Source organism: uncultured Winogradskyella sp. (assembly GCF_963975125.1).
GTDB lineage: Bacteria > Bacteroidota > Bacteroidia > Flavobacteriales > Flavobacteriaceae > Winogradskyella.
The window spans coordinates 16,186-40,967 of record NZ_CAXBGB010000006.1 but is presented as its reverse complement, the minus strand read 5'-3'; the positions used below and the strand labels follow the sequence as shown (position 1 = coordinate 40,967).

Here is a 24,782-nt window from a genome sequence, read left to right as displayed (position 1 = left end):
AAAATGAAAAATATAAAATACATCGCATTATCACTTCTTACTTTAGGCTTTTTGGCCTGTGAGAGTGATGATGATTCAGGAAGTGACACAGAGGTCTTACCAGAATTAACTGCTGGTAATGCAAATTTTTCAAATTTTGTAGCATTGGGTAACTCTTTAACTGCTGGTTTTGCAGACGGGACTTTATACAGTATTGCTCAGGAAAATTCGACGCCAAGTATCATGGCTGATCAATTTTCTTTAATTGGTGGTGGTAACTTTACCCAACCTTTAATGAATGATAATACTGGTGGTTTATTAGCTGGTGGTTCTCCTTTACCAGGATTTGGACCTAGATTAGTATTTAATGGCACTGCACCTGTACCAATTACATCACTTAATCCTGGTGCAATGACCACAACAGATATTGTACTAAATAATCCAACTGGACCTTTTAATAACATGGGTGTTCCAGGCGCTAAGAGTTTTCATTTATTAGCTCCAGGGTATGGGAATTTTTCTGGTTTATTCGCTGTGCCGGCTACGGCAAATCCATTTTTTGTTAGAATGGCTAGTTCTACAACAACTTCTGTTATTGCAGATGCAATGGCACAAGCACCTACTTTCTTTTCATTATGGATAGGAAATAATGACGTATTAGGTTATGCTCTCTCTGGAGGAGAAAGCAATACAATGTCTGAAGACTACGATCCCATAACACCTCAAGCAACATTTGATTTTGCGTATTCTACTTTGGTTTCGACATTAACTGCTGGAGGCGCTCAAGGAGTTGTTGCGAACATACCTGATGTAACTGCTATACCTCACTTTACTACAGTACCACATAACCCTGTACCTTTAGATGCAGCAACAGCAGGTGCCTTAAACCAAGGTTATGCTACTTATAATGGTGGACTACAATTTGCTTTTACAAATGGGTTATTAACTCAAGAAGAAGTAGATAAAAGAACTGTAGTTTTTTCGGAAAGTGCAAATAATGCACTGGTATTAATTGATGAAGATTTGACTGACTTAAGTAGTTTTGGTATTCCTAACTATAGACAAGCTACCGCTGCAGATTTATTTTTATTACCATTATTATCTTTAATCCCACAAGGTTATGGAACACAAATCCAATTAGAAGATAAATGGGTTTTAACACCAGAAGAGCAATTAGAAATTAAAATGGCTACAGACGCTTTTAACGCAACAATACAAGCAGAAGCTAGTGGAGCAAATTTAGCATTTGTTGATGCTAATGCTTTATTAAACTTATTGAAAGATGGTAACTTACCTTCTGGAAATTACAATTTAACATCAGACTTTGTTACTGGAGGTGCCTTCTCTTTAGATGGTGTACACCCAACTTCTAGAGGTTATGCTTTATTAGCTAATCAATTTTTAAAAGCTATTGACTTAAAATATGGTTCTAATTTTGAAGCCTCAGGTAACCTAGTTGATATAGGTACTTACAATACAAATTACTCTGCTGGTTTACAATAACAAGGCTTCATATAATTTGTAAAAACACCTTCATAGTGAAGGTGTTTTTTTTATACATAAAAAAGGAAAAAAACTACTCTTATTTTTAAATAAAACTATATCTTTGCAGCGCGAAAAATATAGGTATTCAACTAGATTGGATGAGCTGTTTTTCACATTTAAATTATTGCATAACAAAAACATAAGAGTAATGTCAAAAGTTACAGGTAAAGTTGCACAGATCGTAGGTCCAGTTATCGATGTAGAATTCGCTGCTGGTTCAGAGCTTCCAAAGATTTATGATTCATTAGAAATTAAAAATCAAGATGGTTCAATATTAGTATTAGAAGTACAATCTCACATTGGTGAAGATACCGTACGTACTATCGCAATGGATTCGTCTGATGGTTTAAGTAGAGGAACAGAAGTTCTTGCAACTGGTGCTCCAATCCAAATGCCAGTAGGAGAAGATGTTTACGGACGTCTTTTTAATGTTATTGGCGATGCTATTGATGGCTTAGGAGCTTTACCTAAAGCTGGTGATGCTGGTTTACCGATTCACAGACAAGCTCCAAGATTCGAAGATTTATCAACGTCTACTGAAGTTTTATTTACAGGTATTAAAGTAATCGATTTAATTGAACCTTATGCGAAAGGTGGTAAAATTGGTTTATTTGGTGGTGCTGGTGTAGGTAAAACAGTATTGATTCAAGAGTTGATTAACAATATTGCAAAAGGTCATGGTGGTCTTTCTGTATTTGCAGGTGTTGGTGAAAGAACACGTGAAGGAAACGATTTACTTCGTGAGATGTTAGAGTCTGGCATTATCAAATATGGTGATGACTTTATGCACTCTATGGAAGAAGGTGGATGGGATTTAACCAAGGTTGATAAAGCTGGAATGAAAGAGTCTAAAGCCACATTCGTATTCGGACAAATGAATGAGCCTCCTGGAGCACGTGCTCGTGTGGCATTATCTGGTTTAACTATTGCAGAATATTTTCGTGATGGAGCTGGTGAAGGTCAAGGAAAGGATGTACTTTTCTTTGTAGATAACATATTCCGTTTTACACAAGCTGGTTCTGAGGTGTCTGCATTATTAGGTCGTATGCCTTCTGCAGTAGGTTACCAACCTACATTAGCAACTGAAATGGGTGCGATGCAAGAACGTATTACTTCAACTAAAAGAGGATCTATTACATCTGTACAGGCAGTATATGTACCTGCGGATGATTTAACGGATCCTGCTCCGGCAACAACGTTTGCTCACTTAGATGCAACAACAGTATTATCTCGTAAGATTGCTGAGCTAGGTATTTACCCAGCGGTAGATCCATTAGATTCTACATCACGTATTCTTACAGCTGATATTTTAGGTGATGAGCATTATAACTGTGCACAACGTGTAAAAGAGTTATTACAACGCTATAAAGAATTACAAGATATTATTGCTATCCTTGGTATGGAAGAATTATCTGAAGAAGACAAAATGGCTGTAGGTAGAGCAAGACGTGTACAACGTTTCTTATCTCAACCATTCCACGTAGCAGAGCAATTTACAGGTCTTAAAGGTGTTTTAGTAGATATTAAAGAAACAATTAAAGGTTTTAATATGATTATGGATGGTGAATTAGATCACTTACCAGAAGCAGCATTTAACCTTAAAGGTTCTATTGAAGAAGCTGTTGAAGCTGGAGAGAAAATGTTAGCTGAAGCTTAATCTAAAATTTCAGAATTATGTATTTAGAAATTGTATCACCAGAAGCGACTTTATTTAGTGGAGAAGTTGATTCTGTTACTGTCCCTGGTGTTACCGGAGAATTCGAAATGTTAAAAGATCACGCACCTATTGTGTCTATTCTTAAAGAAGGTCATGTAAAGGTTGCTGGTTCTGTTACACTCGAAGAAGAAGTAGAAGATAAGTTTACGAAGGCTGATAATGGCGTTTGGTTAGCTATCAATTCTGGTACTATTGAAATGAAAGATAATAAGCTAATTATTTTAGCTGATTAATAATATTCAATCATTATAATAAAAAACGCGAAACTTAATAGTTTCGCGTTTTTTATTACACTTTCTTAATCACATTGGTAACTATTCCCCAAATAAGAAAGTTGTTTTCTTCTGTAATTTTTATAATTGGATAATCTGGATTCTCTGGTTGAAGCCACACCTCACCATCAGATACTCTAAGGCGTTTTACAGTAAATTCCCCATCTAAAAAACAAACTGCTATTTTATTGTTTTCTGGTTCTAAACTTCGATCTATAACTAACAAATCGTTATCATCTAAACCTGCGCCAATCATAGATTGCCCACTCACTTTTGCATAGAATGTCGCCTCCTTGTTTTTTACCAACTCATCATCTAAGGATAAACGTTGTTCTTTAAAATCGTCTGCTGGAGAAGGGAAACCTGCAGAGATGCCTGTGTCAAAAAAGTTTGTACCAGCCCCTTCAATGGCTTCTGGTACGAAAAACGTTAAACTTGAAGATTTGTGTGCTATCATAGAAAACTCGTTTTCATTCCCTTGAAAAAGGGGAATCTTATTCTTCTTAATTCAATTCTAAATTTAGTTACAATTCATGAGATTCCTTTTTTCAAAGGAATTTTATTTAACTACGATAATATCATTAATATTAGTCGTATATCTTGGCGATAAGCGTTCTTGGCGCATTTTCCAAGTGCGTTCTAAATCTTGATTTCCCAATTTAATTTTATAATCCTTATACTTTTTATTTATGTTGTCTATAGCAGCCATTAAAGGCTTATGCTTAGGGTTCTCTTTGTTAAACAAATCTAATTGATAATTATCGGTTGGCACTATACCTGTAACAATAACTCCTGCCCTTTTATATTTAATGCCTGTTTTATAAATCGATTTTACAGCATTTACGGCTTGCGTGCTAATTAATAAAGAAGAATCCGTAGGATACGGAAAACTTACCATAGTGCTTCCTCTGTGTTGTTCTAAATCTTTTTTATGCTTATCGCTACTTAACATCACAATAACCATGTGGCAACTAGATCCTTGTTTGCGCAATTTCTCGGCACAACTTGTTGCAAAGGTAGAAATGCGTTCTTTTATATTATCTATATCTGAATAGGTATATTCAAAACTTCGTGTTGTAGCAATAGCGCGTTTTGTTTTAGGAGCATCTAACTCTATTTTTGAAACTCCTTCTAAGTCTTTTTTTAGTTTCCACTCTGTAATCGAAAAGGTTTTGCGCACCCAATCATCTGGCAATTGCGTAAAGTCGTATGCTGTTTTACACCCTTTTGCTTTTAATCGTTTTTGCAATGCTCTACCTATTCCCCAAACATCTTCAAGTTTAATCCATTTCAATGCTTTAATTCTTGAAGTTTCAGAATCTATCACATAAACTCCTTTAGTTTCGTTAGGAAATTTACGTGCAATCTTATTAGCAACTTTAGTTAATGCTTTTGTAGAAGCTACACCAACACAGGTCGGAATGCCTGTCCATTTAAGAATACGTTGTCTCATTTGATTTCCGTAATCCTGAAAATCATAATTTTCAAAGCCTTTAAACTGAAGAAAAGCTTCATCTATACTATACACTTCAATATCTGGTGAAAACTGTTCTAGTATTCTCATTACACGACTACTCATATCGCCATATAGTGGATAATTTGATGAAAGTATTTTAATATTATTCGCTTTACAAAACCCTTCCCATTTAAAGATTGGTGCACCAAAGGGAAGCTCTAATGCTTTAGATTCATCACTCATAGAAATAACACAACCATCATTATTGCTTAAAATAGCAACAGGCTGTCCTTCCAAATTCGGGTTAAAAACTCGCTCGCAAGAAGCATAAAAATTATTACAATCTACTAAAGCATACATAGACTATAAAGGTAATAGATTTAGTCTTCAATGTATTCTAAAATATCACTAGGTTGACAATTTAAAGCCTTACAAATTGCTTCTAAAGTTGAAAATCGAACAGCTTTAGCTTTGCCAGATTTTAAAATTGACAAATTAGCCGTCGTTATGCCTATGATTTCAGCAAGGTCTTTACTTTTCATTTGGCGCTTAACCAACATTATATCTAAGTTTACAACTATTGGCATTATTAAATAGTTAGGTCGTTTTCTTCTTCTACTTGTTTTCCTTTTTCAAAAATTTCAGCCAAAATATAGAACGCTAATCCTGCAGGAATTAAAAATGTAAATTCTGCTTTGAGTTCATTAAAAAAGCTGAAAGTAGATTCACCTATTGCAGCTAATAGAAACCTAAGAATCAATACACCCACGGTATAACTAATAAAAATATTTCCAATCTTTTTAAAATAACTAATGTTCTTATCGCTAAAGTAATTGCCAGTTTCAACTTCCTTTAATATGGATAAAAAATAACTAAAGCCATATATGAGATAAGCTCTCCAAAAGAAAAGACCCGTACTTATAGCATAGTAACTCCATTCAATCGCATTCTTAGAAGTAAACCAAGACTCACTCTTATCTGCAGTTTTCGCCCAATTCTGAAACTTTTCAAACTGGTTAAAATCAAACTCGTGCATATCGTTTAAAAGGACTGAAACAGCACCTAATAAAATAGCATAAGTTATAACGGTTAATATGGTTGTGTTGTCTTTCATAATTTATACAGTTAATTCATTTTCTTCTTTGGCTTGCTTTGCTACTTTAAAGACCTCACTCAGAATCATAAAAAATAAACCAAGGCAAACGAGTAATATAAAAGGACTTAAACCTAAATTGATTTTAAACTGTCCTTGCGACACCAATCGTGCTATAAAAAACAACAGACTTCCAAAGACACCAATTCCAGAAAGTAAATAACCTATTTTATAGAAGTTTCTAATTACATCCAAATGAAATGGTTTTACTTTTTGAAAATAACGCAAGGTCTTTCTAAATATAAAGAGACAGTAAATTGATAGCGATACCACAACTATATATAACAGTCCAAAAATTTGTTTTATAGTATTAGAAGCAATATCACTAAAAGTCATCTTATCAAATACTATATCTAAAGCGTATGGATCAATAAACATATAGGCTGTAAAAAAAGCCATTAACAATAGCATTGGTATACAAGTTACTATCCAAACAAAATCCACTAAACTTTTTAGAATAATTAATTTTCGCATGTTAAAAATTATCGTTTTACAATAACAAATATATAAAAATTATTGATAAACAATAATTTTTTATTAAAAAAAGATAATTTCAAAATCTTTATACAGTTTGTATCTTTGACTCGTGTTACCAAAAAAACTATACAAAAAACTAGACGGAAGAAAAGACAACAATGCGTTTCGGCAATTGGGTTCTGATTCTAATCTAGTAGATTTTTCATCAAATGACTATTTAGGTTTTTCAAAATCAGAAACCATTTTTAATAAGGCGCATCAATATCTTATTGACAAAAATCTTAAACAGAATGGAGCTACAGGTTCACGCTTACTATCAGGGAATCATTCTTTATATTCTCAAGTAGAAACGGAACTTTCTAATATCCACAAAAGTGAAGCCGCGCTAATTTTTAATTCGGGTTACAACGCTAACATAGGTTTATTGTCTTCTGTACCGCAACGTGGTGATGTCATTTTATATGATGAGTATTGCCATGCTTCCATAAGAGATGGTATAAGTATGAGTAATGCTAAATCTCATAAATTTAAACATAACGATTTAGAAGATTTAGCTGAGATGCTGAAAAGAGTTCAGCATGACAAATCGGAAGTTTACGTTGTTACTGAATCTGTTTTCTCAATGGATGGTGATTCTCCAGATATTTTAACATTTATAGAATGCTGCGCAGAACATAAAGCACATATTATAATTGATGAAGCACATGCTTTGGGTGTTTTTAAAACAGGTCTAGTACAACAGCTTGGTCTTGAAAATTCAGTTTTCGCAAGAATTATAACTTTTGGTAAGGCTCTTGGTTGTCATGGAGCAGCTATTATAGGTTCTCAAGATTTAAAGGATTATCTCATTAATTTTTCGCGCCCTTTTATTTATACTACGGGTTTACCATCGCATTCATTAGCAACACTGAAAATGGCATATGAAGAATTAGTTGCAACTGATACTATTAGATTACTTAGTGAAAGCATTTCTTTTTTTAAATCAGAAATTAAGAGACTTAACCTTCAGGAATTATTTATCGAAAGTAATTCAGCCATCCAGTGTTGCATAATTTCAGGTAATGAAAATGTGAAATCTGTTGCGCATCAACTTAAAGACAAAGGGTTTGATGTAAAACCTATTTTATCACCTACAGTGCCAAAAAACGAGGAGCGGCTTCGCTTCTGTTTACACAGCTACAATTCTAAGCAAGAAATTTCGGAAGTCTTGGGCTTGTTAGCTACCTTTGTGACGTAGTCATGCTGAACTCGTTTCAGTATCTCATCATAAAAAATTATGAGTCAGACATTTGTTACCGTTGCTAGATTTCAATATTCATCTGAAGCACAAATCATAAAAGGGCGATTAGAAGCCGATGGAATTGAAGTATTCTTAAGAGATAATATCACTATAGATACCGATCCATTGGTGAGTAATGCTATTGGAGGCGTTAAGCTTAAAGTGCTTGCTCAAGACGAAAACAAAGCTAAAGACATCCTTAAATCCATTAAAGAGTATTCTGTTGACGACGAAGGGCAACCGATTATTTGTCCAAATTGTAAACAAGAACATATTGACTTATACTCGACAATAAAAGATTTTAAATCAATGATGTCATTTTTAATAGGTTTCCTATTTGGAACTTTACCATTTAGTACACGCTATCAATATGTATGTGAAGATTGTAAAACTGAATTCCCTGTAAAATGAAAACCTACTTTATCACAGGCATATCAACAGATGTTGGTAAAACAATAGCTTCAGCAATTTTAGTTGAAGCCCTAAATGCAGATTATTTTAAACCCGTACAAGCCGGTGAACTAGATAATTGCGACACTAAAAAAGTGCAACAATTGGTGTCGAATTCTAAATCCGTTTTTCATCCTAATAGTTACGCCTTACAAACACCAATGAGTCCTCATGGTGCAGCAGAAATTGATGGATTGACTATAGATTTAAAACAAATAAAACGTCCAAAAACTAAAAACCATCTAGTTATTGAAGGTGCTGGAGGTTTGATGGTGCCTTTAAATGATAAAGACACAATCTTAGATCTTATACAACCAAAAGACAAAGTCATTGTGGTATCTCGCCATTATTTAGGAAGTATTAATCATATACTTCTAACTATAAATACTCTAAAAGCTAAAAGTTTTGATATCGCTTTAATTTATAGTGGCGACGAACACAAGTCTACAGAATCAATAATTGATAAAATGACCGGAGTACCAGTAATCGGAAGAATAAATGACGAGCCGTATTTTGATAAGAATGTGATTAAAGAATATGCTGAAAAATTCAAAGAGAAATTGTAACTGTCATTCCGCACTTGATGCGGAATCCATAATGCCTAGTGAATAAAATATAGATTCCTGCCTTCGCAGGAATGACAAAAGAAGATAATGAGTTTAAAAGAACGAGATAAAAAACACCTTTGGCACCCACTAAAACAGCATCAATTACATCCAGAAAGTACAGCTATTGTAAAAACTAAAGGTTGCATCTTAACTGATGAAGACGGAAATGACTACATAGATGCCATTTCATCTTGGTACACTTGTATGTTTGGTCATTGCAATGACTATATTATTGAAAAGGTCTACCGACAAATGCAGCAACTAGACCAAGTGATGTTTAGTGATTTTACGCATGAACCTGCTGTTAAGTTATCCGAAGAACTTATTAAGATATTACCCAAAGGTCAGAATAAAATTTTCTTTAATGATAATGGTTCCACTGCAGTTGAAGCTGGTATAAAAATGGCATTGCAATACTACTTTAATAAAGGTAAAAAACGCTCAACATTCATTGCTTTTGAAAACGGGTTTCATGGAGATACTTTTGGAGCAATGAGTGTTTCTGGCTTATCTGTTTATAATGGCCCCTTTGAAAACTTTTTAATTGATGTAAAGCGCATTCCAACACCAAACGGAACAAATCACAAAGACATACTAAATCAATTACAAAACTTTGCATCTAACTATGACATCGCTGGTTTTATTTATGAACCTTTGGTACAAGGAGCAGCCGGAATGAAAGTTCATGATGCTGATGGTTTAAACACCATTCTTAAGTTTTGTAAAGAACATAGCATTTTAACTATTGCAGATGAAGTTATGACTGGTTTTGGTAAAACGGGTAAGTATTTTGCTTCTGATTATGTAGATACAAAACCAGACATTATTTGTTTAAGTAAAGCCTTAACAGCAGGATTAGTGCCAATGGCAATAACCTCATGCACTCAAAACATCTACGATGCATTTTTGAGTAACGACATGGCAAAAGGCTTTTTTCATTGCCATACTTACTCAGGGAATCCTATCGCTTGTTCTGCTGCAATAGCTGCAATAGAACTTTTGCAATCAGAAGATATCCAGAATAATATTAAGCGAATTACTAACTCGCATCAAAAATTTAATGACCATATTAAAGCACATCCTAAAGTTAAATCTACACGACAAATAGGTGTGATTTTTGCCTTAGATCTCAATACCAAGATGGAACGCTATGGAAGTTTGCGTGATAAACTTCTAAAATTCTTTATGGACAGAGGTGTGTTTTTAAGACCTCTTGGTAATACGATTTACATTCAGGTTCCGTATGTTATTTCTGAAGAAGAACTTCAAAATATATATAGAGTGATTGAAGACGCTTTAGAGATCGTCTAGCTATTCTTCAATTTCAGTCTCTAATAAATTAATAGTTTCTGTTTCCCCATCAATTTTTACATAAAGTGAATTATATGTCCATTCATCATTTATTTTTTCAGCATCAACAATAATATTACCTTCATCTTTAGGGCCTTTTATTGGTATCGTTAATTCCGCAGTAGTAGATCCATCTGCATATTTATAGCTCGTATTTCCCATACCATTAGTCTCAATTGGAGTTCCTAAGAATTCAATAACTTTTTCATTTTCTATCGTTTTAGCATACGCATGTGTATAAGGTTCAGATTCCTTTACAGCATCTGTAACTTTATAAATTAAACCTCCTATAGCTAAAGCTACAATAACAATTATTGACAAACAACCGCCACCAAGTACCCATCCCCAATTTCTACTAAACCAACTTTTCTGTTTATTTTCTTCCATGCTATTTTAATTGATTACTAAATGTAAGTAAACTAAAAAAAGATTATGTTACAAATTGATAATAAATTAGAGCAGTTCATTTTTAGACTAGGGTTTAAATCTTATTTTTGTTTTAAACAAAGTTTCTATTGAATCAACCCATTTCTATAACTGCTATTTCATCCATTTCACCTTTAGGTTTTATTAAAGAAACCATCTGGGGAAATTATAAATCTAACGCTCACTTTTTTAACGAAAAAGATGGAACTTTTGTTGCAGAATTATCTCGCGAAGCCAAAAAAGAGATTGAAAAACTCCGACAATCAAACACTAAATACAAACAACTAGATGATTCTGTTTTGTTTGGAATTTTCTCGGCAAGAGAAGTGATTAAAGAAGCTGGATGGTCAGCTTCAGATAATTTTGGGATTAATATTGGTTCTTCTCGAGGTGCTACAGGTTTATTTGAAACCTATTTTGAAAGTTTTTTAAATAAAAACAAAGCCGAAACCTTAAGTTCCCCAACCACAACCCTTGGTAATATTTCGTCTTGGGTTGCACATGATCTACAAACGCAAGGTCCAGAGATTTCTCATTCAATTACATGTTCTACCGCATTACATGCCATGCTCAATGGAGTCGCTTGGTTAAATTCTGGTATGTGCAATAAATTTTTAGTTGGTGGTAGTGAGGCTCCATTAACACCATTTACAATTGCACAGATGAAGGCCCTTAAAATCTATGCCAGAAAAGATAATGCATACCCTTGTCGCGCACTCGATTTTAATAAAACCGAAAACACAATGATTTTAGGAGAAGGAGCAGCAATGGCTTGTTTAGAAAAAGGAAAAATTGAAAACGCTTTAGCCATTATAGAAGGTATTGGTTATGGAACAGAATTATTAGAACATAATGCATCGCTTTCAACTAATGCCGATTGTTTTCAGCGCTCTATGAGAATGGCATTAGGTGATTTAAACCCAGAAGACATTGATATTATAGTAACACATACACCTGGCACAATTAAAGGTGATTTTGCAGAATATAATGCAATAAATCAGATTTTTTGTAACAAAATTCCTTCATTAACTACTAATAAGATGAAAGTAGGTCATAGTCTTGGAGCTTCCGGACTATTAAGTATAGAAATGGCGGTGCTTATGCTTAACCATCAAACATTTATTGACATTCCGTACTTGGAGCAATCGCGTCCAAAAAAGATTTCAAAAATTATGATTAATGCCGTCGGCTTTGGTGGTAATGCAGTGACTATTTTACTTTCAAAATAAGATTGCGCAGTCTTATAATGGTCGTATATTTATTCACGCATTTAAAATCTCAAAGTTATGACTGAATGGTTTTCAAATTTAGAATTTTTCACAAAAGTCTATTGGTTAATAGCCATTATAGGCTCTCTAATTTTTTCGGTAGTAATGTTATTGGCATTTACCGGAGGAGATGCTGATGATATAGACGAAGTAGACTCTGACATAGATTCAGGTGCAGGGTTTCAATTCATCACCTTTAAAAACTTGATAGGCTTTTTCACCATTTTTGGTTGGAGTGGAATTGCAAGTATTGACGCTGGCTTATCAAAACCTGTAATTATCATTATCTCTCTGTTATCTGGATTGTTAATGATGACAATTATGGCAGCACTATTTTATTTTATTAGTAAACTTACTGATAGCGGTACATTAAATTACACAAATGCTATTGATGCTGTTGGCGAAGTCTATTTGACCATAGGTGCAGATCGCTCTAGAATGGGAAAAGTAAATGTTAGTGTACAAGGCACTATGCGAGAGTTAGATGCACTTACAGACTCATTAACCGAATTAAAATCCGGAACCATTATAAAGGTCGTCGATGTTACCTCAAACGGTATTCTCATTGTTGACCACACACGTAAACCAATTGAGCCCTCAAAAGCTAATAAAGAGCCATTGCTAAGTAATAACGCTCAAAAGAAACTTTTATAATTAATAATCAACCCTTAAACCCAATAACATATGAAATTACTGAGCATACAAGAGAACTTTAATATGGATGGCATAGGTGGACCTATGTTGCTAATATTTGTCGCATTATTTATAGTATTAACCTTAATTATTTTAATAAAACGTTATAAACGTTGTCCATCAGATAGAATATTAGTAGTCTATGGTAAAGTTGGCGGAGGACAATCGGCCAAATGTATTCATGGAGGTGCTGCATTTATTATTCCTGTTATTCAAGATTATGAATTCCTAGATTTAACACCAATATCCATTGAGGTAAATCTAGTTAACGCCTTATCTAAACAGAATATTCGTGTTAATGTTCCCTCTCGTTTTACCATTGGTATATCAACTGAGCCAGGTATTATGCAAAATGCAGCAGAGCGTTTATTAGGATTGGGTCAGAATGAAATTCAAGAATTAGCACAAGAAATCATTTTTGGTCAACTACGTTTAGTAGTAGCTTCAATGGATATTGAAGAAATTAATAATGACCGTGACAAATTCTTAACTAATATCTCACAGAGTGTAGAAACTGAATTAAAGAAAGTAGGTCTTAAATTAATCAACGTAAACATAACAGATATCGTAGATGAGTCTGGCTATATTGAAGCGCTTGGTAAAGAAGCTGCTGCACATGCAATTAATGCAGCTCGTAAGTCGGTTGCAGAAAAAACTAGAGATGGTTCAATTGGTGAGGCTAATGCTGTACAAGATGAAAGAACACAAGTTGCTGCAGCAAATGCACAAGCTGTAGAAGGTGAAAACACTGCGAAAATTGCGGTAGCGAATTCAGATTCTTTACGTCGTCAACGCGAAGCAGAAGCAGAGCGTGTGGCTATTGCATCAGAGAAAGTACAGACTGCAAAAGCATTAGAAGAGTCTTATGCCGCAGAGCAAAATGCAGAAGTTGCTAGAGCAGAACGTGAACGTTCTTCTCAAATGGCTGATATTATTGTACCTGCTGAAATTGATAAACGTAAAGTTGAAATTGATGCAGAAGCTGAAGCAGAACGTATTAGAAGACGTGCAAAAGGTGAAGCTGATGCGATACTATTTAAAGCGCAAGCAGAAGCTCAAGGGCAATTTGAAGTCTTAACAAAACAAGCTGCTGGTTTACAAGAAATCGTAAAAGCTGCTGGAAACAATAGTAGAGATGCTGTATTGTTATTAATTGCTGATAAATTACCAGAACTGGTACAAATTCAATCAGACGCTATAAAGAACATTAAGATTGATAAAGTTACGGTTTGGGATAATGGCGGAAATGGTGAAGACGGAAAATCGTCAACCGCTAATTTCTTATCAGGCATGTACAAATCAGTACCTCCTTTACAAGAAATGTTTAATATGGCTGGTATGGATTTACCTGAGTATTTAAAAGGTAAAGACAAAAAAGAGATTGAAGCAGATGAGGCGGAAATTGATACTTCTGAAAAGAAATAAAACAAGTTGAAAATTCCACTTTACAAAGTGGAATTTTCTATTTTTACAACATAATAATTTTCTATGAGCGTAGTAAGACACAACTGGACGAAAGAAGAAATTCTAGAGATCTACAACAAACCCTTAATGGAACTGCTTTACGAAGCAGCAACAATACATAGAGAGCACCACGACCCAAATACAGTTCAGGTTTCTACTTTATTGTCTATTAAAACTGGTGGCTGCCCAGAAGATTGTGGTTACTGTCCACAAGCGGCACGTTATCACACAGACATTAAAGGCAATGATTTAATGAGTGTTCAGCAAGTAAAAGCGCAAGCTTTACGCGCTAAGTCATCTGGAAGCTCACGTGTATGTATGGGAGCAGCTTGGAGAAATGTAAAAGATGGGCCTGAGTTTGATCAAGTTTTAGAAATGGTACGTACCATAAACAAGCTAGATATGGAAGTGTGTTGCACACTTGGTATGGTTACAGAAAACCAAGCGCAACGTTTAGCTGAAGCTGGTTTATATGCCTACAATCACAACTTAGATTCATCAGAGGAGTACTATAAAGAAGTTATTTCTACTCGTGGTTTTGAAGATCGTTTAGAAACTATAGATAACGTTCGTAAAACCAATGTAACGGTTTGTTCTGGTGGTATTATTGGTATGGGAGAAAAGGTTGAAGACAGAGCAGGAATGTTAGTTGCGCTTTCAACTTTAAATCCTCAACCAGAATCTGTACCTATTAATGCATTAGTCGCAGTAGAAGGCACACCTTTAGAAGAACAAGAACCTATCTCAATTTGGGATATGGTGCGTATGGTAGCTACAACTCGTATTGTAATACCAGAAACTCAAGTGCGGTTGTCTGCAGGAAGAACTCAAATGACAAGAGAAGGTCAAGCCTTGTGTTTCTTTGCTGGTGCCAATTCTATTTTTGCAGGAGATAAACTCTTAACAACACCAAACCCAGATGTGAGTGAGGATATGGAAATGTTTAAGGTTTTAGGTTTAAGTACTCAAAAGCCATTCATTAAAAAAATGCAACCAGAATCTGTTGAAGCTAAAGATTCTCAATATCAGCATTTAGGTGAGAAACCAAAATGGTCGCGACCAGATTATAAAATTGAACGTAATGAAGAGGCTAAACAAAAAGCTAAAATTTTAAAGTAGTTTACTTTAAAATAAATAAATTGAGTTATACACTTAAGAAACGTGATTTTATTTTTATTTCTACTGATTTTAAACTAGTTACATAAAACCGAAGGAAGAACTAGAAGATTCTATCAGTATGTTTGCATATTTTTAAAGAAAAACACATTGTAACTAATTGAATGACAGTATCAAAACTAACAGCAACTAAGTGACTAACTCAATAAATAAATTTTAGTAACGCTTTATGAGCTTCGTTATACTAAGCATTTGAATATTGCACTTAAATCTACAAGAAATTCCTGTTATTAAAACCATCACAAAGACCAAGTTTCTATAACACATAAGAGTTTTTAAGAAAACGGCTTCAGTTTAAAAACTTATAATATATTTGCCCATTCAAATTTTAGATAGAAGATTATGAAAAATTTAGTTTTAATTATGGCATTAATTTCTGTTTCATTTGTCAGTGCACAGGCATTCGATGGCAAAGGAGATCAAAAATTTCAAATTGGTGCTAATTTTCAGGATGAAGCAACAGGTATTAATGTGAGCTTTGATTACGGTTTAGGTGATAATATTTCTATAGGTGTATCTTCATCTTATGCTTTAGGTATTGATGATAGTTTTGGTGCAGATTTTGGTGATCGTTTTGATTTAAAAGCAAGATTTAATGCCAATTTAGGTAACGTTTTAGCTATCGATGAAAATTTCGATGTTTATCCTGGTCTTAGCTTAAGCTTAAAGAATTTTGGTGGCCATATTGGTGCACGTTATTTCTTCTCTGAGGGATTTGGAATATTTACTGAAGCTACATTCCCTTTAGCAAAATATAGTAACGACAAAACTGATATTGGTTATTATATCTACAATCAGTTTACTTTAAATATAGGTGCTACATTTAATCTGTAGTTTACCTTTTAATTATAGTACAAGAGCTCTTTTATTAATTTGAAAGGGCTTTTTTTTACAGATATTCGTTAAGCTTTTCGTAAATTAAATGCGATTCCCATCCTCTATATAATAAGTAATCTGCAACCTTTTTCTTCTTTTTGTAAAGGTTATTTTCTTTGACTTGGCTAATTCGCTTATTTACAAGTTCATCTAAAGTATTATAATAATCGTCTAAATCAATTTCTTTAAGAGCAGTATCAATATTATATCTAGAAATCTCTCTAAACCTCAATTCTCTTACTAATCTGTTTTTTCCCCATTTTTTTATTCTAAACTTCCCTCTTACATAAGCCTTGGCAAAACGTTCTTCATTAAGGTAATTATTCTGAATTAAATACACCAATATGTTATCGATTACCTCAGGAATCATTCTCATTTCCTTTAACTTAGATTTCACTTCTTTGTGGCAACGCTCTTGATATGCACAATAATTTTCGAGTTTTTTTCGCGCTTCATCGACCGTATATGTTTTTTGTAGATTCAAACATCTAAAATACAAGATTTTAACTCATATTTGCTAGTGTGATGGTAATAAAGTGTAAAATTTCTTTATCCCCAAATTAACCTAAAAATCACCCTCATGAAAAAAAATTACTACCTAGCCTCATTATTATTTTTTGCTTGTCTTTGTTTTGCTTTTGGACAGAGCGTTTTTACAAACCCAATAAGTGGTTTCCGTCCAAACAATGACAATCCTTATATTAATGGCCAAATTGTAGATGCTAATATTACAGCAACTGGTATAGGTCGCGGAACAGGCATCAATCCAAAAAATACTAATGATAGGTATAATGCTAGTGGTTGGAATACTGTAGCGATAGATTTAACAGCATACTTCGAATTTACAATAACGCCAAATGCTGGTTTTGAAATTGACTTTGTAAGTTTTGAATATACTGGACAAAGTTCTCTTACTGGACCAACAGACATTGTTTTTAGAAGTAGCGAAGATGGTTTTACTACTAATATTGGTACTCCTATAATTACTGGGGCTACAATTAATTTATCTGGACTAGACTATCAAAACATTACAACTGCCATTACTTTTAGAGTCTATGCTTGGAATGCATCTGGAGGTACAGGTACTTTTAGCATTAATGATTTCACTTTTAATGGTATAGTTAGTACTGATGGCTGCCAAAATACCACGACATGGAATGGGACGACTTGGGATAATGGAATCCCAGATACCAATACAGAAGCGATTTTAAATGGCACCTACGATACTACTGCAAATGACAACTTAATTGCATGTAATTTAACTGTTAACGCTACTTTAAGCATTCAGAATGGTGGCTATATTATAATAGAAAATGATATAATAGCGAATGCTAACATTAATGTTGCAACCGAAGGGTCTGTTATCCAAATAGATAACTTAGCAACCGTTAGTGGCACAGGAGTAATTGAAGTTACTAAAACAACAGCTCCAATGAATAATTGGTACGAATATACCTACTGGAGTTCTCCAACATCTAATACTACAATAGATAATGGTATAACTGAAGGAACCCTAAATAGACGATTTAGATTTGAAGGACAAAATTTTTTAGATGAGTATGCAGAATCTAATAATGATGACACACAAATTCTTGGGCAAGATGATATTGATGATAATGGTGACGATTGGATCTTAGTTAATGGCACAGATACTATGACACCAGGCTATGGTTACGCCTCTACTCATAGAGAAGATTTGTTTTTTGGTCCACCAATGAGTTCTCCTCCTTACCAATTTGATTATACATTTACAGGTCTATTTAACAATGGTGTTATTACAGTCCCTGTTTACAGAAATGATACTGAAACAAATGATACTAACTGGAATTTTATTGGCAATCCCTATCCCTCCGCGATTAATGTTGATACCTTTTTTAATGAAAATGTAAATGTTTTAAACGTAAACGGATTACTAGATGGCACAGTTTATTTATGGTCTCAGAATACGCAACCATCTGATACAACTAACGGTAATGCATTACTCAATTTTGTTCAATCTGACTATGCAACTATTAACGGAATTGGTGAAACACAAGGAGGAGATGATACGAATGGTGACGGCATGGTTGATATTAATGACAAACCTAGTCGTTTTATACCTTCTGGTCAAGGTTTCTTTGTTTCTTTTAGTGATACACCTATAAGCGTTACAGGTAATGTTATTTTTAATAATTCGATGAGAGTAACAGGTAACAATAATCAATTTTTTAGAAATTCAACAACAAATACGAGTTCTTCTAATAGAGTTTGGGTAAATCTAACTTCTGATAATGGAGTGTTTAATCAAATCTTAGTTGGCTACATTAATAATGCAACTAATGGGTTTGATGGCACATACTTTGATGCACCAAGAAATTTATCTACAGGCGCAAATTCTATTTTATATTCAATTATTGATAACAATGACAAGAAATATGCTATTCAGGGACGAGATTTAAACTCGCTGAATGAAGATGAGATTATTCCTTTAGGTTTTTATACTTCAATTGATGAGCCTACAATTTATACTCTATCATTAGCCCTCTTTGAAGGTGAGTTTTTAAATAATAGTGCTATTTATATAAAAGACAATCTATTAAACACTATTATCAATCTTAAAGATTCTGACTACATATTTACATCCGTAGTTGGTGAATTTAATAATCGATTTGAAATAGTGTATAGAGCAGGTGCACTTTCTATTGATGATAATCGGGTAGATAAAAATGACTTATCAGTAATTGAGTTGATTAACGGAAATGTTCAATTTAAAATTGGTAAAAGTTTTACTATAACAGATGTTGAAATTTTAGATATTACAGGAAGACAAATTTATAATCTAAAAGGTGATAGTTCAACTGAAATATATGACTTATCTCTACTCAGTAAAGCCGCTTATATTGCAAAGGTAACTTTGTCAAACGGACAAGTGATTAGTAAAAAGGCTATTAAACGACAATAATATAAATAACAAAAAAACACAACAGATCTTATCATTATAATGAGGTGTTTTATAGCGAATATTTTAAAGCTAAAATCAAGTTTCTACCTGCTGCTGAAATTCCTGAAGAATACGGTCTGTAACGTTGATCCGTTATATTCTCTAAACTTGCTGTAATACTAAGTTTATCGTTATACCTATATTGCGTTCTTATATTAAGCGTACGCCAAGATGGTGCATAAGGGTTTCCATCTTTATCTGAAGCATATAAATAGTCTTTAGAAATCTCTGAAGGAGCCAGTTGATTAAACGACAAAGCGTTGTTATAAATTAAAAAGGCATCCAACAAAAACTTATCTTTTTTCCATATTAGATGCGTGCGTCCAAAATTTGGTGCTACATGTCTAATTGGGGCTTCAACACCTTCATTATCTTCCGTACCACCAATAACATTATATTGTGATTGCAATTTTAATTGATCTGTGAAATTAATTTCTATACCTGCTTCAAAGCCATAAATCCATGCTTTTGATGCGTTTTGTATAGCCTGAACCGTACTTAACTCACCATCATAAACAATTTCGGTTTCACCATTTATTTCAAAATCTCTTCGAATTAAAGCATTATCTAAAAACGTATAATAGGTTGCTAAATCTAAAATGACTTTGTCAGAAAAATTCAATTTTAAACCTAATTCACCTCCATAAGCATATTCAGCCTTTAAATTTTTATTTGGCACTACCACAGATCCAGGCTCCGAATCGAATACTTTACCTATATCATCTATATTAGGCGCTCTAAATGCTGTTGAAGCATTCAGCTTCCATTGAGTCATATCACTTGGAGACCAGGTTATACCTGCAGTACCTGTTAGAGCACCTGTATTTACTTTGGCATCGTTAAACGGAAGATTTAAAAACACGTTGTTTTCGGTAAAGTCTGCGTTTGCAATTACCTGGTTATATCGTAAACCCGACTGAAATACGAACTTACTATTGGGTTTATATTTAAGACTTGAATAAGCTGCGAAAGACTGCCATGTTGAGCCTTTTGGATAACGTGTAACATTTTGCACACTTGTATTTGCATCTATATTTTCATCTTTCCCCTCCGATCCTACTGTATTATAGAGATATTCTACACCATAGTAAATTGTTGTCTTAGGATGTGTCTTTTTCTCTAAATCTAAATTAAAAGAAATGGCATCTACATTTTCTTCCCTCACTTTTCGTATAGTTGACTGAAAATCTCTATCACTTCTACTCTCTACGAAATTTTGATAAGCAACTGTTGTTTGTATTTTATCATACAAATTAGAGCTACTGCTGACCTTAGTTAATTGCAGATTACCCATAAACCATTGTTGCGGGCCATACTCCCATTCTGCAGATCTAAGCGTTTCAACTCCAGGTCTAATCAATCTATCATATCTTGGGTAATCTGAAGTCGTTGTGTAATATATGCCTAAATCAAAATTTAAATTATCAGAAGGTTCATAACGGACTTTTTGCATTAAGTTAATCTGGCTGTAAGCCGTAGGTTTTTGAATTTGAGGATCGGAATTAGTTACAATAACATCTTCGCCACTTTGCCTTATGACATATTCTGATCTTAGATAATCGTCTGGTCCATTACTTCCCATTCTTAAATCATCAAAATCTGTGTAACTGACATTAGTTAAAAATGCCCATTTTTTATAGCCCAAATTAAGATCAAAGTGTCCTGTTTTTTCTTCGTTAGTGCTCGCATATCTTACCAAAGCATTACCACTAATATACAGTTTGTCCTTATAAGATAAATGCGGTTTCTTAGTATAAAAACTCATTACACCACCAATAGCATCACTTCCATAAACTACAGAACCTGCGCCTAATGTAACTTCGGTATTCTGAATAGATAATGGATCAATAGATATGACGTTTTGAAGATTACCTCCTCTAAAAATGGCGTTATTCATTCTAACGCCGTCTACTGTAATTAAAAGTCTATTGGTAGAAAAACCTCTAATCATAGGGCTGCCGCCACCTAATTGACTTTTTTGAATATAGATGTTCCCTGTATTTTCTAATAAATCTGCACTAGTTTGCGGATTGGCTAATTCGATTTCATTGGCATTAACACTAACTATAGTTTGAGGAATATCACGTTTACTCTGTTCAAATCTTGAAGCCGAAATAACAATTTGTTTTAATCCTTCAACCCTTGGAACTAAATAAATAACATTATTGTTTTCAGAAATATCAAACTTTCTTAATTGCAGTTTTTTGTATAGCAAGTTTTGAAAATAAATCAATTCTCTCGGGTTGAAACTATCCAACTTGGCTTGTCCATTTATATCTGTAACTACATATTTGGTTTTCTTTAAATTATAAATTGCAACACCAGGAATTGGCTCATTACTACTTTCTTCTAAAACTGTAATGTTTTGAGTATAGACCATCTGCAAAAAGAGGAATAAAAAAATACTAAGAGTTATATTATACTTCACTTTTATACTAATCGTAGCTAAAATCGTTACTTAAAATTTAGCTTAATGAAATACGTCGTTAAGCACCTGTAATGATTTAGGTTTTTTAAAACCACCCAAATGTAATTCAAAATAATACAATAACATATTTAAAAATTCTTGTCTTTGTTTTGCATTTATTCTAATACCATTTAATGCATCAAAATTTGTGCCCAAGAGCTCTTTTAAGAGGATTAAATTTTTACCAGAAATCGAATATATTCCATTTTTAGAAGCTTCAAAAACTCCAGATTTTAAATTAAAATAAGGATAGATGCTGTTTAAATTTTCAGGCTGAAACCCAAAATATCGTGTTAATTTTAAAAGAAATAATAAATGAAAGTTTGAAAATTGATCTTCATTGTCTAGATATTGTAAAGCGGTTTCTATATAATGAAATAAATCCTCGTTCTTTTCTTCTTCTTTAAGAACAGTGGTAAGAATTTCGGATAAAAATAAAACGATTGCGCTTTTGTATATGTTAGTATGAAGACTTTTATATATATAATTGGCTTTTACTTCTTTTATAACATGAAGTGATTGATTGGGTTTGTAATTCTCTTCGATTTGAAGTTGAGATAAGACTTGAAAATAAACCGTTTTAGTCTGGCTTTTTTTAGACTTTAAAACTCCTCTTAAAATATAATTGACCACACCTCGTTGTTGGGTATAGCATTTTACAATAAGATCGTAATCTCTATATTTTAGTTTGGAAAGAACAATGCTAGTGTTTTTTGTAAGCATGTTTTATTTAACTATAAGCACCTTAATAACTTTTGTTTCAAAAGAGTCTAAATCTGAAATCATTACTAAATAAACACCTGTTCTTACAATAGAATTTCCCATGTTTTTACCATTCCAGATCGCTGTGCCGCCATCTATAGCAAAATTATACTTAGCATTTGAAGATCTTTGGTTTATATTAGATTGTGCTTCTGCTACAAGATTACCTTCAATATCCGTGATTTTAATGTTTACATTTTCTGTAAGTCCACTAATTTTAATTCCCTTATTAACATCATTAAGATCACTAAATCCGAGTACATTATACTCTGGTCGCACAGGGTTTGGATATACAAATGCTTTTTCTAAAGTTTCTTCAGGTTTAGAGCCTCCTGCTCTAAAAGATAATAATCCTTTACTTGTAGCTATGTAAACAATTCCATTGTCTAAATCTATTGAAATATCGTTAATTGTATTAGATGGTAATGGAGAGTTCTCTACAGTAAAATGATAAATTGTACTTTGTCCATCTGACGAAAAATAAAAAATTCCAGAATCTGCTGTGCCAACCCATTTATTATTAGAACCATCTACTTTAATATCTGTAATAGATTGATCATCTAATAACTCTTTTGGTATGCCCTCTTCTAATATAATTATTGCCCTTAAGGTTGGGTTAGGGTCATCATAAAAACTACCTGTGTTAAATAATACCCTTAAACCATTAGTTGTACCAATCCATAATTGATTTCTATTATCTAATGCTAGAGTCGTAAATCTTGTAAATGGCGGCACACCTTGCTCATCAGAATTTATATTTCTTATAGGATTGTTAGCCATGTTTTCATTATAAGCTATTAATCCGTTATTATAAGATCCAATCCATTTTGTACCATCATTTCCAATTTCCAAATCAAAGAATCCTATTTCATCTGTAAATGCATTAATAATTAAATTAGAAAAACTATACCCTTGCCAATTTCCGGTTATTGGGTCATAAGATTTTAGCGCCTCATCCACTCTACTATTTAAAACCCAAAGTAATCCATTAGAGTCAAACTCAGAAGCCGAAATACGAATATCTATATAATTTGGGTTATTAGGTAAGGCTAAAGACTCAAGCCCACTATTGGTTTGGTTATAAAGAGTTGTAGGTTCATAATTATTAAGTTCTAAAAGGCCTCTGAAAAAAGAACTTATAAATACTTGATTTGGATTAAATATGTTTGGTGTTATCTCATTTAACTCTCTTGCACCCATAAGGTTATCAAAAGGAATATTATTCCATGAACCCTCGGATAAATAACTAATGCCATTTGATCTGATTGGATATGGATTTAGAGCCGCTGTGAATTCACCAAAAGTTGCCCAAACCGTTTCCGTAGTTGCATTTAGCCTAAAAACACTGTTCTTTAGTGGTCCGTTTGGTTTAATTTCCAAATAGGTAATACCATCAGAAATTTGACTGCTAATAACACCAAAATCTTCCGTGCCAATATATATAAACTCATCTAACAAAGTTGAAGAAGTAAAATTAGTGTCAAAATCATCTGTGGGTAGAAAGCTGTTTATTAATTGAATATTTTCGTCATAAACATAAATGGTATTTGTGGTCGAAAAAATTAAGTTAGAATCAGATACTTCAGCATCTAAAGGCAGTAATGGTAAAGTAAATAAGTTGCTTATTAAAGCCCCATCTATCTCATAAAGCGCTCTATTTTCTCGAACAGAATACAATCTATTATTTATTGTATTCATGGTATGATAGTTACCCGATATAATCGTTTCCCATTGCGAAAAATCTATTAAATTTGGGTTATTTAAATTTGCTTTTTTTATACCATTATTATTTGTACAAGCTGCGAAAATTTCATTATTTAAAACAGAAACTTGCTTCACCGTAATTTGAGAACCTCCATTGCCTAAAAAATAGGTGTCACCAAATTCTAAGCGCTCTAAATCGTAAATGGAAATTCCATAATTCGTCGAAATATAAATTAACCCTTCACTCTCATAAAAATGATTAATACGTTTGTTTATAGGAGTAATATTTTGTTTCTCTAAAATATCAACAACAGTTAATACAGATTCATCAGTTTCTGAATATACCTCCATTAATCCCGTCTCATAACCAATAAGTAAGTATTGATATATTGTACTGTAATATACAGTAGTAATTTGCCCACCAGAAAGCCCTTCTACGGTAGTTATAGTCTTTACTTCATTAGTTAATGTGTCATATTCAAAAACAGCATTTTCAGCAGCAGCATATATTTTATTTTCCCCACTTACTACATCAACTATATTATTATACGAGAAATGTGATTGCCATAGTGCTGTTGACTCTTGGCTGTAACATGAAGCCGTAATACCAAACAGTAGAATTAAGATTTTAAAAACAGTTTTATTCATTAATAAATATGTTTGCTCAAATATATTTAATA

At 33.3% G+C, this 24,782-nt stretch carries 23 protein-coding genes; 13 read left to right on the top strand and 10 right to left on the bottom strand.

What is annotated here, in order from left to right; translation table 11 throughout:
• Positions 1-3: 3 nt before the first annotated feature.
• The 3 genes from AAC053_RS01930 (at position 4) to AAC053_RS01920 (ending at position 3,474) form a co-directional block, all read left to right on the top strand.
• The gene (locus AAC053_RS01930) at positions 4-1,482 is read left to right on the top strand and encodes a G-D-S-L family lipolytic protein (protein WP_339752082.1); all 1,479 of its coding nucleotides are present in this window, start codon (positions 4-6) and stop codon (positions 1,480-1,482) included.
• 190 nt (positions 1,483-1,672) lie between these two features.
• Positions 1,673-3,181 (top strand): F0F1 ATP synthase subunit beta, encoded by a 1,509-nt coding sequence (atpD, locus tag AAC053_RS01925; RefSeq protein WP_339752079.1) that lies wholly within the window; start codon positions 1,673-1,675, stop codon positions 3,179-3,181.
• A 17-nt stretch (positions 3,182-3,198) separates the two neighbouring features.
• Positions 3,199-3,474 (top strand): hypothetical protein, encoded by a 276-nt coding sequence (locus AAC053_RS01920; protein WP_339752076.1) that lies wholly within the window; start codon positions 3,199-3,201, stop codon positions 3,472-3,474.
• A gap of 55 nt (positions 3,475-3,529) precedes the next feature.
• Here AAC053_RS01920 and umuD read toward each other — a convergent pair whose 3' ends face one another.
• From umuD to AAC053_RS01895, 5 genes are all read right to left on the bottom strand, one after another.
• Positions 3,530-3,970, bottom strand: a complete 441-nt coding sequence (umuD, locus tag AAC053_RS01915; RefSeq protein ID WP_339752074.1) for a translesion error-prone DNA polymerase V autoproteolytic subunit — start codon at positions 3,968-3,970, stop codon at positions 3,530-3,532.
• A gap of 102 nt (positions 3,971-4,072) precedes the next feature.
• Positions 4,073-5,329, bottom strand: coding sequence for a Y-family DNA polymerase (locus AAC053_RS01910; protein ID WP_339752071.1), 1,257 nt, complete (start codon positions 5,327-5,329; stop codon positions 4,073-4,075).
• A gap of 20 nt (positions 5,330-5,349) precedes the next feature.
• Positions 5,350-5,556, bottom strand: coding sequence for a helix-turn-helix transcriptional regulator (locus tag AAC053_RS01905; protein WP_339752069.1), 207 nt, complete (start codon positions 5,554-5,556; stop codon positions 5,350-5,352).
• Between the two features lie 2 nt (positions 5,557-5,558).
• A complete protein-coding gene (locus tag AAC053_RS01900; protein WP_339752067.1) occupies positions 5,559-6,083 on the bottom strand; it encodes a DUF2975 domain-containing protein in 525 nt (174 codons plus the stop codon).
• A 3-nt stretch (positions 6,084-6,086) separates the two neighbouring features.
• Complete coding sequence (locus AAC053_RS01895; RefSeq protein ID WP_339752065.1) at positions 6,087-6,596, bottom strand: DUF2975 domain-containing protein; 510 nt, start codon at positions 6,594-6,596, stop codon at positions 6,087-6,089.
• Positions 6,597-6,708: 112 nt separating this feature from the next.
• On the opposite strand from AAC053_RS01895, the gene AAC053_RS01890 reads away from it, so the two are divergent.
• The 4 genes from AAC053_RS01890 to bioA all read left to right on the top strand — a co-directional run bounded on the left by AAC053_RS01890 (position 6,709) and on the right by bioA (position 10,247).
• Entirely contained in the window at positions 6,709-7,836 is a 1,128-nt protein-coding gene (locus tag AAC053_RS01890) for a pyridoxal phosphate-dependent aminotransferase family protein (RefSeq protein WP_339752063.1), read from the top strand.
• Positions 7,837-7,875: 39 nt separating this feature from the next.
• Positions 7,876-8,289 carry a DUF2007 domain-containing protein gene (locus AAC053_RS01885; RefSeq protein WP_339752062.1) on the top strand — a complete coding sequence of 138 codons (414 nt, stop codon included), beginning with the start codon at positions 7,876-7,878 and terminating at the stop codon, positions 8,287-8,289.
• Positions 8,286-8,894: a dethiobiotin synthase gene (gene bioD, locus AAC053_RS01880; RefSeq protein WP_339752061.1), complete on the top strand. Its 609-nt coding sequence runs from the start codon at positions 8,286-8,288 to the stop codon at positions 8,892-8,894. The genes AAC053_RS01885 and bioD overlap by 4 nt, the downstream gene beginning before the upstream one ends.
• A gap of 87 nt (positions 8,895-8,981) precedes the next feature.
• Complete coding sequence (gene bioA, locus AAC053_RS01875) at positions 8,982-10,247, top strand: adenosylmethionine--8-amino-7-oxononanoate transaminase (RefSeq protein WP_339752059.1); 1,266 nt, start codon at positions 8,982-8,984, stop codon at positions 10,245-10,247.
• Here bioA and AAC053_RS01870 read toward each other — a convergent pair whose 3' ends face one another.
• The gene (locus AAC053_RS01870; RefSeq protein WP_339752056.1) at positions 10,248-10,673 is read right to left on the bottom strand and encodes a cytochrome c oxidase assembly factor Coa1 family protein; all 426 of its coding nucleotides are present in this window, start codon (positions 10,671-10,673) and stop codon (positions 10,248-10,250) included.
• A gap of 128 nt (positions 10,674-10,801) precedes the next feature.
• On the opposite strand from AAC053_RS01870, the gene AAC053_RS01865 reads away from it, so the two are divergent.
• The 5 genes from AAC053_RS01865 (at position 10,802) to AAC053_RS01845 (ending at position 16,147) form a co-directional block, all read left to right on the top strand.
• Positions 10,802-11,941 (top strand): beta-ketoacyl synthase N-terminal-like domain-containing protein, encoded by a 1,140-nt coding sequence (locus tag AAC053_RS01865; protein WP_339752054.1) that lies wholly within the window; start codon positions 10,802-10,804, stop codon positions 11,939-11,941.
• Positions 11,942-11,998: 57 nt separating this feature from the next.
• Positions 11,999-12,634 (top strand): hypothetical protein, encoded by a 636-nt coding sequence (locus AAC053_RS01860; RefSeq protein WP_339752053.1) that lies wholly within the window; start codon positions 11,999-12,001, stop codon positions 12,632-12,634.
• A 30-nt stretch (positions 12,635-12,664) separates the two neighbouring features.
• Positions 12,665-14,098, top strand: coding sequence for an SPFH domain-containing protein (locus tag AAC053_RS01855; protein WP_339752052.1), 1,434 nt, complete (start codon positions 12,665-12,667; stop codon positions 14,096-14,098).
• Positions 14,099-14,161: 63 nt separating this feature from the next.
• Positions 14,162-15,256 (top strand): biotin synthase BioB, encoded by a 1,095-nt coding sequence (gene bioB / locus AAC053_RS01850; protein WP_339752050.1) that lies wholly within the window; start codon positions 14,162-14,164, stop codon positions 15,254-15,256.
• A 399-nt stretch (positions 15,257-15,655) separates the two neighbouring features.
• Positions 15,656-16,147: a DUF6646 family protein gene (locus tag AAC053_RS01845; protein WP_339752048.1), complete on the top strand. Its 492-nt coding sequence runs from the start codon at positions 15,656-15,658 to the stop codon at positions 16,145-16,147.
• A 55-nt stretch (positions 16,148-16,202) separates the two neighbouring features.
• Here AAC053_RS01845 and AAC053_RS01840 read toward each other — a convergent pair whose 3' ends face one another.
• Positions 16,203-16,673 (bottom strand): regulatory protein RecX, encoded by a 471-nt coding sequence (locus tag AAC053_RS01840; protein WP_339752046.1) that lies wholly within the window; start codon positions 16,671-16,673, stop codon positions 16,203-16,205.
• 96 nt (positions 16,674-16,769) lie between these two features.
• Here AAC053_RS01840 and AAC053_RS01835 point away from each other — a divergent pair, with 96 nt between their 5' ends.
• Positions 16,770-19,130, top strand: a complete 2,361-nt coding sequence (locus AAC053_RS01835) for a hypothetical protein (protein ID WP_339752045.1) — start codon at positions 16,770-16,772, stop codon at positions 19,128-19,130.
• Positions 19,131-19,179: 49 nt separating this feature from the next.
• On the opposite strand, the gene AAC053_RS01830 is transcribed toward AAC053_RS01835, so the two are convergent.
• From AAC053_RS01830 to AAC053_RS01820, 3 genes are all read right to left on the bottom strand, one after another.
• Positions 19,180-21,549 (bottom strand): TonB-dependent receptor, encoded by a 2,370-nt coding sequence (locus tag AAC053_RS01830; protein ID WP_339752044.1) that lies wholly within the window; start codon positions 21,547-21,549, stop codon positions 19,180-19,182.
• 90 nt (positions 21,550-21,639) lie between these two features.
• Complete coding sequence (gene recO, locus AAC053_RS01825) at positions 21,640-22,359, bottom strand: DNA repair protein RecO (RefSeq protein ID WP_339752042.1); 720 nt, start codon at positions 22,357-22,359, stop codon at positions 21,640-21,642.
• Between the two features lie 3 nt (positions 22,360-22,362).
• Entirely contained in the window at positions 22,363-24,750 is a 2,388-nt protein-coding gene (locus AAC053_RS01820; RefSeq protein ID WP_339752041.1) for an ABC transporter substrate-binding protein, read from the bottom strand.
• Positions 24,751-24,782: the final 32 nt, after the last annotated feature.